The sequence below is a fragment of the Staphylococcus sp. GDY8P198P genome, from assembly GCF_017891615.1.
Taxonomy (GTDB): Bacteria; Bacillota; Bacilli; order Staphylococcales; family Staphylococcaceae; genus Staphylococcus; species Staphylococcus cohnii.
In genome coordinates, this window is record NZ_JAESJQ010000007.1 from 42,902 (window position 1) to 57,352 (window position 14,451).

The following is a 14,451-nucleotide window of genomic DNA, read 5'->3' on the forward strand; positions in this document are numbered from 1 at the left end:
CGCTCCAGTATATTTAAAGGTTGTATATATCTTGTTTAGATATAACATATATACAATTTACTTTTAAATAACCTTACCAAAGCGTCTGTCTTAACCTCTTTATTTTAGAATAGAAATTATTAAATTTCAGATATTACCGGAATAATCATTGGACGGCGTTTTGTATTTTCAAAAAGCAATTTGCTTACTTGATCACGCATATTTTGTTTGATTTCTGACCATTCAATACGTTTTTCTTGTAAACCTAATTCAACGATTTCACGCACTTTTTCTTCAGCTTCATTTAATAAAGCTTCACTTTCCCTTACATAAACAAAACCACGTGATTGAATTTCTGGACCAGCGGCAATTCTACGATTCTTGGGATCTAGTGTTACGACTGCGATAAAGATGCCATCTTCAGCAAGTAAATGACGATCACGTAACACGATGTTACCAACATCACCTACACCAATACCATCAATGAGCACATTGCCGGAATTGACCTTCTCATTTAAAATCATTTCTTCACCATCATAGTTTACTACATCGCCTTTTTCCACTAGGAATATTTTCTCAGGTTGGACGCCAGCTTCATTAGCTAACTTAGCATGCGCAATTTGCATTTTAAATTCACCATTTACCGGAATGAAATACTCAGGCTTCATGATATTAATCATCATTTTTAATTCTTCCATGCAACCATGACTTGAAGTATGAATTTTTTTGCTGTTGGGAATGATTTCTGCTCCTGCACGAACGAGTTCATTAAGCGTATTTCCAACAATCACTTCCATATTAGCAGACGCAGTAATTGCTAAGAAGACCGAATCTCCTTCTTCAATATTCATTATCTTATGTTTCTTTTGTGCCATTTGGCTTAATGCTTCAACTGGTTCTCCTTGCATACCAGTTGCAATAATTATCACTTCATTTTTCGGATAATTTTCAACTTCATTAATTGGTATTAGTAAATCCTTAGAAATATCAAAATAACCAAGTTTTCTAGCGATATTAAATGAACTTTCTAACGAACGCCCTAGGAAAGATACTTTTCTATTTAATCTTTGCGCAATGTTTAAAACCTGTTGAATACGAATAAAATTAGATGCATAGCATGAAACAATCAATCTACCTTTCACCTTTGTAAACGCATCATACATATGAGATTCTATCACGTTTTCTGGCGTGTTATAACCTGGCTTTTCTGCTTCAGTCGAGTCACTGATCAAAGCAAATACACCATCTTGTCCAACTTCAGTCATTTTTTTCAAATCTGGAGCATAATGTCCTTGTAAACTTTGATCGAACTTGAATTCCCCAGTGTATACAATCGCGCCATAAGAAGTGTGTATACAAACACCTAAACTATCTGGAATACTATGTGTAGTGTTAAAGAATGTGACATTAACACCTTTAAAGCGCATAATTGATTCATTATTAACAGTATAATATCTAACTTTCTTATTTACATTGCGAGCCTTCATATTTTCTTTGATTAATGCAATTGTTAATTTAGAACCATAAACAGGCGCATCAACTTGCTCAAGCACATAAGTAACAGCACCTATCGCGTGTTCATGGCCGTGCGTTAGGAATATACCTTTTAATCTGTCTTTATTTTCTATCACATATTGAATATCAGGAATAACAATATCTACACCCAACATTTCATCTTCTGGAAACATCAGTCCCGCATCTAACATAAACATTTCATCGTCTACTTCAACGATATACATATTTTTCGCAATTTCCCCAACGCCTCCGAGAGGGATAATACGAATATTTTTATTCTTTTTCTTAATTAAACTCAAAATGTTACCTCCTATTTAAATTACCCGTCCATATATAAACTCATAGTTTATTATAAGTTAAAATAGGCCTTATGTACACTATTAAAGTAGCTACTTTAGTTGTTTTAAAATATATAATTGGATGATTTATTTTTATGTAAAAGCGATTCTAACGTATGCAATGATGTTTTTGTAGCGCTTTTTATGTATATATTCACATTTATTTTTAGCTTTTTGCTTACTCCTATTTAATTATCAATGCTGAAATATTAAAAAAAGAAACCAGTGATATGACTTGAACTTTTCTACAATAGAATTAAAATAATTCTATTGTAAGCAGTTCTCATCATTTTACCAGTCTCTAATAATAAACATTATTTAGTATTATTTGATAACAATGCCTTATGTGAAGCATTTACTCTACCTTGTTTATCAATTTCTGTAACTTTAATTTTAAATGTGTCTCCTACTTTCAACACATCTTCTACTTTATCAATGCGCTCATTAGCAATTTGAGAAATGTGTACAAGTGCGTCTTTACCTGGGAATAATTCAACAAACGCACCATATTTTTCAATACGTTTAACTGTACCGTTGTATATTTCTCCAACTACTGCTTCTCTTGTAATTTCGTCAATGATACTACGCGCTTTTTCAATCGCATCTTTATCTACTGCACCAATAAATATCGTTCCATCTTGTTCGATATCTAATTTAACGCCCGTTTCATCAATGATTTCATTGATTTTTTTACCACCCGGACCAATTACATCTCTAATTTTTTCAGGTTTAATAGACATCGTAACAACCTTAGGTGCAAAGGCACTTAGTTCACCACGTGGTGTATCAATTGTTTGTAGCATATGATCTAATATGGCCAAACGACCTTCTCGAGCTTGGTCTAATGCTTCTTTAATAATTTCTTTAGTTAAACCATCAATTTTGATATCCATTTGTATAGCTGTAATACCTTCAGATGTACCAGCTACTTTAAAGTCCATATCACCAAGTGCATCTTCCATCCCCTGTATGTCAGTTAATATGGTATAACTATCGTCACGTGTAACTAATCCCATAGCGATACCAGCAACTGGGGCTTTGATTGGAACACCCGCATCCATCAACGCTAACGTTGAGCCACAAATAGAAGCTTGTGATGATGAACCGTTTGATTCTAATACTTCACTCACTATTCTCACAGTATATGGGAAATCTTTAACATCTGGAATGATGTGGCTAAGTGCGCGTTCTCCCAATGCACCATGTCCAATTTCGCGTCGACCAGGTGAACGAACTGGTCCAGTTTCACCAACTGAATAATTTGGGAAGTTATAGTGATGCATAAAACGTTTTTGTTCTTCTTCACCAAGACCATCTAGGATTTGATATTCACTCATCGAACCTAATGTTAACACTGAAAGTGCCTGTGTTTGTCCTCTTGTAAATAAACCTGAACCATGCGCTCTTGGTAAAATACCAACTTCAGATTCTAATGGGCGAATTTCATCTGTTTTACGACCATCTGGTCTGATTTTTTCTTCTGCTATGAGACGTCTTACTTCTTCTTTAACCAAGTCATCTAATATACTGTAAACTTCTTTGATTAAAACTTCATTCTCATCATCATTTTCATCAACAAATTCTGATGCAACCTTCTCTTTAAGTTCATCTAAATTAATATCTCGTTGTTGCTTATCAAATGTTAACACGGCATCTTTTAAACCATATGATGCAGTTAATGATTTTACCTTTTCAACGAGTGTTTCATCTTTTTCAACAGGAACAAATGCTTTTTTCTCTGGTTGAATATGATCGATAATTTCTTCTTGGAAGCTAACTAGACGCTGAATTTCTTGGTGTCCAAAGAAAATAGCTTCAAGCATTTCATTTTCTGTAATTTCACTTGCGCCTGCTTCTACCATATTTACAGCATCTTTATGACCAGCTACTTCTAAATCAAGTCTAGATACTTCTTTTTGTGCAACGGTAGGGTTAATCACATATTCTCCATCTATATAACCAACGTTCACGCCTGCTATTGGACCTTGAAAAGGTATATCAGAAACACTTAATGCCATTGACGAACCTATCATTGCTGCCATTTCAGGAGAGCAATCAGGATCAGCACTTAAGACTGTATTCATTATTTGTACGTCATATCTATAACCTTTAGGGAACAAAGGTCGAATGGGTCTATCAATTAATCGTGCAGTTAACGTAGCTTCATCACTCGGACGGCCTTCGCGTTTTTTAAAGCCACCAGGTATTTTACCTGCAGCATACATTTTTTCTTCGTAGTTAACCATTAATGGGAAAAAGTCACCATCACGTGGTTCTTTTGACGCTACTGCAGTAGATAAAACGACTGTATCACCATATCTAACAAGTACTGCGCCGTTAGCTTGTTTAGCTAATTGTCCGGTTTCAATCGTTAAAGATCTATTTGCCCATTCAGTTTTGAAAACTTTTTTTTCTTGAGACATTACGAATCTCCTCTCATTTATCTGTTAATCCTATCATATCATTTATTAATAATGATTTATATTAGTATATAGTTTAATGAATAATTATAAATGCTAAAATTATAAAAAAGGGAAAGACCCCAAAGGTTCTTTCCCGATAAATATACGTCTAAAGATTAACGACGGATACCTAATGATTTAATTAATTCACGGTAACGTTGAATATCTTTGCTACGTAAGTAGTTTAATAAGTGTCTACGACGACCTACCATTTTTAATAATCCACGACGTGAATGGTGATCTTTCGTATGTTCACGTAAGTGAGTGTTTAATGCAGTGATTTCTGCAGTTAACACAGCGATTTGTACTTCTGGAGAACCAGTGTCCGCTTCGTGTGTACGATATTCTTTAATTAATTCATTTTTACGTTCTTGTGAAATTGCCATAGTCAATTTCCTCCTTTTATTTTTATGCGCCTTTATCCGAGCAATCGTCGGAGTCTCGAACTGCCAAGATAAAGGTGCCTTGTATGTGTGTGTAACACATCAGACTTAAATATTATATGATATTTCGTCACCAAAATCAACAGAAAGTAAATATTTCGCTTTTTCTTTATCCTTATTCATTTGTTCAACTAAAGGATCTATACCATCAAATTTAACTTCTGGTCTTAAATAATGATGCCAATAAACGATAACACGTTCACCGTATATGTTTTCGTGGAAGTCAAACAGATTCACCTCTATGACAACTTGTGCTTTAGAAGGATCATGAAATGTTGGTTTGACACCAACGTTGGCAGCTCCACGATAAATCTTATCATTTGCACCTATTTTCATACTCACGGCATAAACACCATTTTTAGGCAGTACGTAATCTCCACTCGGCTCTACATTCGCTGTAGGAAAACCAATTGTTCTTCCACGTTTTTCCCCTTGTACAACCATGCCTTTTATACGATATCGATATCCAAGCTCATCGTTTGCCTTTTGTAAGTCACCTGTTTTCAGTGATTTTCTAATATCTGTTGTAGATATTTTCTCCGATTCAATTTCTTGTTTACTTACGATAGTCGTATTAAAATCCGACATTTCGTCTAAAATCATCATGTTACCTTTACCAAATTTGCCAAACGTAAAATCAAAACCTGCAATTACTTCTTTTACATGGTTATTAATGATGTATTCCTGTATAAATTCTTCTGCACTTACATTCGCAAATTTAGAAGAAAAATTAATGACAATGCAATAGTCAATCCCGTAAGATTCTAATATTTCTATTTTATCTTGAATCGGAGTTAAGTAATCCGTACGTTTAAGTTCAGGATTTAAAACAACAGAAGGATGTGGATCAAATGTCATCACAGCTTTCTTTAAATTCGATGCCTCTGCCTTTTTTTCTAAAGTATCAAATACCTCTGCATGACCTTTATGCATGCCATCAAAAAAACCAAAAGCCATTGCTACATCTTCTGATATATACTGATCTTCTTGAATCGGATGAGTTACTTCAATTACTTTCATGGCTATTTCTCCTTTAGTTAAATACCTTCTTCGGTTTTATTTCATAAGGCTTCTCAGGATGTGGTGTATAAATTGCTAATGCCTTATTATTTAGTGTATCAAACATCACAACCAACGTATCTATGGATTGGTCAAAATCATTCGTATCAAATTTTTGACCATTCAATATTTTAAATCTTTGACTTTCATTTGAAATGTTGATTTTTTTCAAACCTCTCAGACCATATTCTATCGGAAAAAGTTTTTCCTGTAATGTTTCGTGCTCATGTAGTGATTGTATATCTTCGATTGTAAGACTATTTTCAATATCAAAACCACCACTTTGTATTCTTGTTAACTTTGACATATGTGCTGGTAATTCAAGCGCTTTTCCTATATCTGTTGCCAACGTTCTAATATAAGTACCTTTACCACATTTTACTATGATATCAAACTGGCAACCTTGATTTTTAAATCGTAGTTCAGACGCTCGCTTAATGTCGAAAATCTCGACTTCTCTTGAAGGCCTTTCAACTGTTTCATTTTTTCTTGCATATTCATAAAGCTTTTTACCGTTAACCTTCACTGATGAATACATCGGTGGGATTTGCGTAATTACACCTTCAAAACGTGCTAAAGTGTTATCTATTTGTTCCTCATTAAGTGCGTCTTCATCAATAGCCTTTTTTTCTAAAATTTCACCTGTCTGATCTTCTGTAGTGGTACTAAAACCTAAATATACAGTTGCAAAATAGGTCTTTCCCATTTCCATAATATAATCGCTCACCTTAGTCGCTGGACCTATACATATGGGTAATACACCTGAAACTTCAGGATCTAATGTACCAGTATGCCCCACCTTTTTGGTTTTTAAAATTTTCCTTAATTTAAATACAACGTCATGGCTTGTTAAGCCACGTTCTTTGTACACAGGTAAAATACCATTATACATTTTAATGTCACCTTCAATCGTTCTTTTATTATCATTCCTTACTTATATTAACACGACTCAATAAAGAAATGGTTATAAAAAAGCTGAAACAAACATCTCAGTGAATGTTTGTTTCAGCTTTGAAAATTAATCATTTTTGTGTAAATCTTGTATCATTTTTTCAATTTTATTTCCGTAGTCAATAGACTCATCGTATTCAAATTTTAAATCTGGTACAATTCTTAAACGCATTCTTGAACCAATTTCAGATTTGATAAAACCTTTTGCTTTCTCTAAACCTTTAAACGTATCATCAATTTGTTTGTCATTACCAAGTACAGTTAAATAAATTGTTGCAATAGATAAATCATTCGTTAATTGAACTTCTGTTATTGTTAGGAAACCAATTCTAGGATCTTTTACTTTATTGTTAACAATGTCCATGATTTCTTGTTTCATTTGTTCGCCAACACGTTCAGCTCTCATATTCATATATTTCACCTCACAAATATCATTCATACATGTATATTTATCTTACTTAAAGATTATATGACAGTTCATTTCACAACGTCAAACAAACTTCATTCTTTTTTTAATAAAAAAAATTTAATTGCTAAATCAATAATAAATCAAAAAGGTAATTGTTATGAAACGATAAAACATTATTTCCATTACAGTTAGGCACAATTATATTTCTTAAGTGTTATAGCCTGAAACTTTATTACATTTTTATTTTTAAATGCTGCGGTAGTTTATAAAATTTACATTGAATTTTATAAATGATTACTATTTAGGAAACAACTAAGTTTTTAATTTATTTTATATTGTTTTACACATTATAGAAAATATCATGCTATAATTCAAACTAATAAAATATGAATTGTTCTATTGAAATTGTTAGGAGCGTGTATACTTGGATAAATCAGAAAGACTACTTTATATTTTCACTCGTCTATTTAATGGGAAAAAATTAAGCAAAGAAGAACTCGCACAACAATTAAATGTTAATGTAAGATCAATACAGCGAGACTTTAGTGATATAAACAATTTTTTATATGAAGACCATGAATGGGAAGGACTAAATGCAAGAATTGTTTATGAAAACAATATAGGCCGACATCGCATAAGAATAGATCGCTATAAATTTAAAAATAATCGGTTACTTAATCTGCTATTTAGAATGAAAAATTTCACGCCCAACATTCATATCGATACATATAATTTAATTAGAGGCCTAAACAGTAATTCGAATCTAGCTGAAAAATTTTTATCTAATACATTACTCAATCAATTTACAATCAATCACGAATTAACAGAATCAACACTTATTTATAAAATACAACTTGCCATACAAAATAAACAGATTATTTCGCTAAATGATGTTGATCATCAAACATATAAAGTTGTACCAATATATACAAGACATTTCAAAAATAAATATTGGATTACTTATATATATCAGAACAAAATTTATACGCAAGATTTAAATTCAATACTTGATATTCATCAATTTGATGAAGCTTTTGACGAAAATATTTTTCTACAAGTCCCGACTGTCACTATGAAATTCCGTTCATCTATATGGGAACAAATTCAACGTCAATTTATAGTCCTGAATGCTCAAAATAACGAAGCATTCATTGAAGCTGAACTCATTATTTCAAAAAGCGAATGCCTACACTTAGCATATGAATATCCACAAGAAATCATTTTATTAAAGCCAGATCATTATGTGGAAGATTTCAAAAATAAAATCAAATCGTTATTTAAGCATTATCATATTTAACTGCATACTAAAAAGGCCGGGACATAAATCCCATTCTCAAAATAAGAGGGCAAATCCTTAACAATGGATTTGCCCTCTTTATATTTAAAATCTTCCGATTTTGATCGTGCATGCTTGCCTGGGGATATGGCTCGAGCCTGTAGTCTCTCGCTCATATCATTTCCCCGGGCGTCAGCACGTTACAAAATCAGTACAATTTGCATTTTTTATTCAAAAAAAGAAGGGCATTTCGTATAATTTAATAAACACTACTAAACCAAATTAACGAGTTGCCTTATGTATAAAGATTATAACATGACTCATATTATACGAATGTGATGATTGTTTAAAATGTCCACTTAAAAATTTATGTATGAAAAACAATTCAAAAACGAATAAGAAGATAATGAAGCATTTTAATTTGGGAGTATTTTAAATCTCAAATTAATCAGCAGCTTTCAGAACTAGGAACTAAAAAATCTAAAGTCAAAGAAAAATTGATGTAGAACCAGTTTTTGGATTCATGAAGGCTATTTTGGGTTTCACTCGAGTGTTAGTTCGAGGGGTAGACAAAGTCAAAAGAAAATTAGAGTTTGTCTTAATGGCATTGAATGTAAGGAAAATAGTAGCTCAACGAGCTACACTATTTGGTAAAAAAAGAAAACGACAATTTCTACATTATTTCAATAGAAATTATCGTTTTCTGTTTAGTCAGAGACATTTATGTCCCGAACCTTTTCAGTCATTTCAATTTTACTAACGTGGTAATGCTTCCTTATATTGGATAGCTTTAAGTTTTCTTATAAAATCCGAATTGCCTAACTCTCGCTCTTTTTTTTGTTGTTGATTCCACTTATAATAATCTATTTTATTTAATGACTCTTTCTTTTTTAAACGCTTAACATGCTCTTTATAACTCAATACATTACATGCTGTGATGTGTCTATTCTGTTTAGATGAAAGCACAAACAAATTGTCAACAAGGTATTGATGTAATTCACTATTAGTAAAATTTTTAAAAATTGAAATAAAGAGTTCTTCTTCACTTACAATATAAATCCGCCTCTTATCATCATTTATAATTTTTAATAATAGTTCAAAATTCATAACTTGGGATGGTAGATAATGATTAAATGTTAAAAAATCTTTTGGTATACCTGCTGTATGGCCAGTTTGATATGGAAAGAAATTCATAACCATCATTCTATTTGGATTAATATTAAATTGCTTTAATATAGACCCATTGCTATAGATATATTTCTTAAACCAACAATGATGATCTATATAAGGAAGAAATACTTTTTGTCCGTTTAAATTCAACTCACCTTGGATATCTTGCAATATTCTATTACGATAATGTACTACCATTTCTTCTGGTAATGAAGGGTCATTAATTATAAAATCATTCTCAGCCTTTTTTTCAAAATCACTATATCTGCTATTTCAGGATTTCCAAAATATGGTCTTGCTATGGCTGGACTTAATACTGCATCATTTTGTACAATTCGTTGTCTGTGCTTATTAATTTTCACTTTCCCATTTGCAAAATCAATCAACTTTTTAAATCTTGGGATATTACTAAAATCTTCACCAAAATTTCTTTTGAAGTATGCTAAATCTTGTGGGTGTAGAAAAGCGGTTGTGTCATGTCTTTTTATTATTTCATTTAAAGTATCTAAGTCATAAATAGAGTTATATTGATCCAAGTATTCTTGCCAAAATTCATTTATTTCTTTTAAGTATTCACTCATCACTTATAACCTCCTATTTATGCTAAGTTTAATTAAGTACATAGACAGTTAGTGTCCAGATTAAGGTAACAAGCAATTTTACTTAAACTTTTTTAACTCGTTCACAACGCTTAATAAAAGGCTAAATTTTCAAATAACTATGCACTTAAAGCTAAACATTAAAATAAATTATAAAAATAAACAATTATTTTAAATGATCCAAAGTTACACATGCTCTTACCCAAAAGATAACATATTTAAAAGAAAAAAACCGTAAGCTAACACTATAAGTTAGCCTACGGTTTTATTTTTCTTATTTATTTAAAATAACTATCTTTATCTTTTAATTTCAACCATTTCGAAAGCTTCTATAATGTCGCCTTCTTTTAAATCGTTATATTTTTCAATTGTGATACCACATTCATAGCCTTGGGCTACTTCTTTAGCATCGTCTTTATAACGTTTTAACGTGTCCAGTTCACCTTCAAATTGAACAATACCATCTCTGATAACACGGACACCCGCATTTCTCGTAATCTTACCATCTGTAACATAACTACCAGCAATTGTACCTACTTTTGAAACTTTAAATGTTTGACGTACTTCTGCTTGGCCAATCACTTGTTCTTCGTATTCTGGATCTAGCAAGCCTTTCATTGCAGCTTCTATTTCTTCAATAACGCTATAAATGACGCGGTGTAATCTCATGTCTACACCTTCTGTTTCAGCTGCACGTTTGGCACCTGTATCAGGTCTTACATTGAAACCAATGATAATACCATTTGATGCATTCGCTAAGGTCACATCGGATTCGTTTATCGCACCTACTGCAGTGTGAATAATACGAACATTAACACCTTCTACTTCAATTTTCATTAATGAAGCTGCAAGTGCTTCTACAGAGCCTTGGACATCACCTTTAATGATGACATTTAAATCTTTCATTTCACCTTGTTTCATTTGTTCAAATAAATTATCTAGTGAAACGCTCTTACTTTCTTGACGTTGTTGTAAAACATTGGCTTCATGACGTGCTTCTCCAATACGTCTTGCTTGTTTCTCATCTTTAAACACAACAAAACGGTCCCCAGCTTGTGGTACATCATGAATACCTGTAATTTCAACAGGAGTAGATGGCTTTGCAGATTTAATTCTTTGACCTAAATCGTTAACCATCGCACGAATTCTACCATACGTATTACCAACAACCAATGCATCTCCGACATGTAGCGTACCATTTTGTACTAGAAGTGATGCAGATGGACCACGTGATTTATCTAATTCTGCTTCTATCACTGTACCCACTGCTTTTTTATCAGGATTAGCTTTTAGTTCTTGTATTTCAGATGTAAGTACAATCATTTCTATTAAATCTTCAATACCATCACCGCTTAAAGCAGAAAGTGGTACGAAAATTGTATCGCCACCCCAGGCTTCAGGAATCAAACCATATTCAGTCAATTCTTGCATTACTCGGTCTGGGTTAGCAGTTGGTTTATCAACTTTATTAACAGCTACAATTGTTGGTACATTTGCCTCTTTGGCATGATTAATAGCTTCTATCGTTTGAGGCATTACACCATCATCTGCTGCTACTACCAAAATTGTAATATCAGTTACTTGTGCACCACGTGCACGCATCGTTGTGAATGCAGCATGTCCTGGTGTATCAAAGAAAGTAATTTTTTTGCCATCATTTTCAATTTGATAAGCACCAATATGTTGTGTGATACCACCAGCTTCACCTGCTGTTACTTGTGTGTGACGGATAGAATCCAATAATGTTGTTTTACCATGGTCAACATGTCCCATAATAGTAACGACTGCTGGTCTTTCTACTGCATCTTCATCTTCAGATTCATCATCAAAATAAATTGATAAATCTTCTTCATCAATAACAACTTCTTTTTCCACTTCCACACCATAATCATCAGCAATCAATTCTAATGTTTCATCATCTAATGCTTGATTAATGTTAGCCATTATTCCTAATAAGAATAACTTTTTAATAATTTCTGAAGAATCAACATTAATTTTCTCAGCAAGTTCTCCCACTGTTATACCTTCTTGATAAGTGATGTTTGAAGGTATTTCTTTTGGTTCTTCCTGTTTAGTTTGTTTGTTTTTATTGTTATTGTTATTTTTATTGTTCTTGTTGTTCTTCTTATTTTTGTTATTATTTTTATTATTTTGCTTGTGATTTTGATTACTATTATCTTTTTTATTAGCATTAGACTTGCTATTTGATGATTTCTGTTGATTTTGACCTTGTTGTTTTTGTTCTGATTGATTGGATTTCTCTGGTTTATAAACTTTATCTAATGCTTTTATTTGGTCGTCTTCTAACGTTTGCATATGGCTCGTTACCTCAACGTCCATCTTCTTTAATTCGTCTATAATATCTTTACTTTTTAATTTTAAATCTTTGGCGTATTCGTAAATTCTTATTTTACTCATATAGTCACTCCTTACGATATTCATCTATCATTGACACTAACTTTTTAGCAAAGCCTTGATCAGTGATTCCAATGTTAACTCGTTCTGCTTTACCTAAAGCTTGTCCTAATTCAGCTCTCGTTCCAAATATACGAAATGATATATGGTAACTTTCACACTTGTTCTGAAACATTGTCATTGTATTTTCAGAAGCATCAGTTGCAATAATTACGAGCTTCAATCTATTTTTCTTAATGTCATTTAAAATGACTGATTCACCTGTTTTAACTTTTCCAGCACGCATTGCTAACCCTAAAAAATTCACGATTTTCTCTATAGTCATTTAGGTATCTCTTCACGATAAATAAGACGTATAATTTCCTTATATACAGGATTTAGAGTTTCTGCATCAACCTTAAAGTATTTTTCTAATACACCTTTTTTTTGTGCATCTTCTACTAATTTAACATCTTTTGATACATATGCACCACGACCTTGTTGTTTTCCAGTTGCATCAGCAAAAATTTCGCCTTCTTTATTAATAACAACTCGAATCATATCTTTTTTAGGGTGCATGTCGTTTGAAAGTATACATTTACGCATTGGAATTTTTTTCTTTTTCATAAAGCTCACTCCAATTTATTTTTCAGCGTCTTCTTCATCCAAGCTATCTGTTTCATCATCTTTTTTGAAGTCATTAATTTCTGTATTAACGTCTTCTAAATCAATGTCTGTGTTTTGTTCAATATTTTCAACATCCTCAGTTTCAATCGCTTCATCTGTAGGATAAACGCCTTCAGCTCTAGCATCACTTTCTGATTTTATATCAATTTTCCAACCAGTTAATTTGGCAGCTAAACGTGCGTTTTGTCCACGCTTACCGATTGCTAAAGATAATTGATAGTCAGGCACAACAACAACCGTTGATTGGTTTTCTTCATCAACAATAACTTGTAGTACTTGAGAAGGGCTTAAAGCATTTTTAACAAATACCTTCGGATCTTCATTCCATTGAACAATGTCAATTTTTTCGCCACCTAATTCTTCTACAACCGCTTCAACACGGGAACCTTTAGCACCTACACATGCACCTACTGCATCAATATCTGGATTATCTGAATGAACGCTGATTTTAGAGCGATCTCCAGCTTCACGAGCAACTGATTTTACAATTACTGTACCGTCAAAAATTTCTGGTACTTCTTGTTCAAACAAGCGTTTTAATAATCCTGGATGGCTACGTGAAACGTAAATTTGAGGCCCTTTTGTAGTTTGCTCTACTTTATTGACATATACTCTAATTCTCTCATTAGGAATGTAGCTATCATTAGGGCTTCTTTCAGCTTCAGATAAAACAGCTTCTGTGCGTCCTAAATTAACGTATACATAACGATGATCGACTCTATCAATGAGACCATTAACAATATCATCTTCTTTATCGATAAACTCATCATATAATATTTCACGCTCAGCATCGCGTAAACGTTGCATTACAGCTTGTTTCGCAGCTTGTGCACCTACACGTCCAAAATCACTTGGCGTTACATCTTCTTCGTAGATATCACCAACTTCATATGCTGGATTTTTAACTAGTGCTGTACTTAAGTCGATTTCTTCTCTATTATCCATTACTTCTTCTACGACTTGTTTACGAGCAATCACATGAAATGTACCTTCATCCATGTTTAACTCAACGCGTACACTTCTTGCACTGTCATAGTTCTTTTTATATGCAGTAATCAGCGCTGCTTCAATTGCATCAATTAAAACTTCTCTTGGAATCTTTTTTTCTTTTTCTAAATATTCAGTTGCTAATAATAATTCATTACTTGACACGATTTATCATCCTCCTC

The 14,451-nt window shown here is 32.6% G+C and carries 13 protein-coding genes and 1 pseudogene; 2 read left to right on the forward strand and 12 right to left on the reverse strand.

The window, feature by feature from the left end:
• Positions 1 to 119: 119 nt before the first annotated feature.
• The 6 genes from rnjB to rbfA form a co-directional block, all read right to left on the reverse strand.
• Positions 120 to 1,793 carry a ribonuclease J2 gene (gene rnjB, locus KA824_RS07410; RefSeq protein WP_019468700.1) on the reverse strand — a complete coding sequence of 558 codons (1,674 nt, stop codon included), beginning with the start codon at positions 1,791 to 1,793 and terminating at the stop codon, positions 120 to 122.
• Between the two features lie 353 nt (positions 1,794 to 2,146).
• The gene (gene pnp / locus KA824_RS07415) at positions 2,147 to 4,255 is read right to left on the reverse strand and encodes a polyribonucleotide nucleotidyltransferase (RefSeq protein WP_107384819.1); all 2,109 of its coding nucleotides are present in this window, start codon (positions 4,253 to 4,255) and stop codon (positions 2,147 to 2,149) included.
• A 155-nt stretch (positions 4,256 to 4,410) separates the two neighbouring features.
• A complete protein-coding gene (rpsO, locus tag KA824_RS07420) occupies positions 4,411 to 4,680 on the reverse strand; it encodes a 30S ribosomal protein S15 (protein WP_019468698.1) in 270 nt (89 codons plus the stop codon).
• 105 nt (positions 4,681 to 4,785) lie between these two features.
• On the reverse strand, positions 4,786 to 5,757 hold the full coding sequence (locus KA824_RS07425) for a bifunctional riboflavin kinase/FAD synthetase (protein ID WP_107384820.1): 972 nt from the start codon (positions 5,755 to 5,757) through the stop codon (positions 4,786 to 4,788).
• A gap of 13 nt (positions 5,758 to 5,770) precedes the next feature.
• Complete coding sequence (gene truB, locus KA824_RS07430; protein WP_107384821.1) at positions 5,771 to 6,688, reverse strand: tRNA pseudouridine(55) synthase TruB; 918 nt, start codon at positions 6,686 to 6,688, stop codon at positions 5,771 to 5,773.
• A gap of 126 nt (positions 6,689 to 6,814) precedes the next feature.
• On the reverse strand, positions 6,815 to 7,159 hold the full coding sequence (gene rbfA / locus KA824_RS07435) for a 30S ribosome-binding factor RbfA (protein WP_019468695.1): 345 nt from the start codon (positions 7,157 to 7,159) through the stop codon (positions 6,815 to 6,817).
• A 421-nt stretch (positions 7,160 to 7,580) separates the two neighbouring features.
• Between rbfA and KA824_RS07440 the strand changes: the two genes are divergently transcribed.
• Together KA824_RS07440 and KA824_RS07445 are read left to right on the forward strand one after the other, a co-directional pair.
• Positions 7,581 to 8,453, forward strand: coding sequence for an HTH domain-containing protein (locus KA824_RS07440; protein WP_107385371.1), 873 nt, complete (start codon positions 7,581 to 7,583; stop codon positions 8,451 to 8,453).
• A 304-nt stretch (positions 8,454 to 8,757) separates the two neighbouring features.
• A pseudogene (locus KA824_RS07445) lies at positions 8,758 to 9,200 on the forward strand (transposase); the annotation flags it as partial.
• Here the strand turns inward: KA824_RS07445 and KA824_RS12885 are convergent.
• The 6 genes from KA824_RS12885 to nusA form a co-directional block, all read right to left on the reverse strand.
• Positions 9,189 to 9,800, reverse strand: a complete 612-nt coding sequence (locus tag KA824_RS12885; RefSeq protein WP_245335986.1) for a hypothetical protein — start codon at positions 9,798 to 9,800, stop codon at positions 9,189 to 9,191. The pseudogene KA824_RS07445 and the gene KA824_RS12885 sit on opposite strands and share 12 nt — an antisense overlap.
• Before the next feature lie 26 nt (positions 9,801 to 9,826).
• Entirely contained in the window at positions 9,827 to 10,183 is a 357-nt protein-coding gene (locus tag KA824_RS12890) for a hypothetical protein (protein WP_198645812.1), read from the reverse strand.
• A gap of 315 nt (positions 10,184 to 10,498) precedes the next feature.
• Positions 10,499 to 12,619 carry a translation initiation factor IF-2 gene (infB, locus tag KA824_RS07455; RefSeq protein ID WP_210133252.1) on the reverse strand — a complete coding sequence of 707 codons (2,121 nt, stop codon included), beginning with the start codon at positions 12,617 to 12,619 and terminating at the stop codon, positions 10,499 to 10,501.
• Positions 12,620 to 12,623: 4 nt separating this feature from the next.
• Positions 12,624 to 12,941, reverse strand: coding sequence for a L7Ae/L30e/S12e/Gadd45 family ribosomal protein (locus KA824_RS07460; protein ID WP_019468439.1), 318 nt, complete (start codon positions 12,939 to 12,941; stop codon positions 12,624 to 12,626).
• Positions 12,938 to 13,222: an RNase P modulator RnpM gene (rnpM, locus tag KA824_RS07465; protein ID WP_019468440.1), complete on the reverse strand. Its 285-nt coding sequence runs from the start codon at positions 13,220 to 13,222 to the stop codon at positions 12,938 to 12,940. Before rnpM ends, KA824_RS07460 begins: the two co-directional genes overlap by 4 nt.
• 15 nt (positions 13,223 to 13,237) lie before the next feature.
• Positions 13,238 to 14,434 (reverse strand): transcription termination factor NusA, encoded by a 1,197-nt coding sequence (nusA, locus tag KA824_RS07470; RefSeq protein ID WP_107384967.1) that lies wholly within the window; start codon positions 14,432 to 14,434, stop codon positions 13,238 to 13,240.
• Positions 14,435 to 14,451 lie beyond the last annotated feature (17 nt).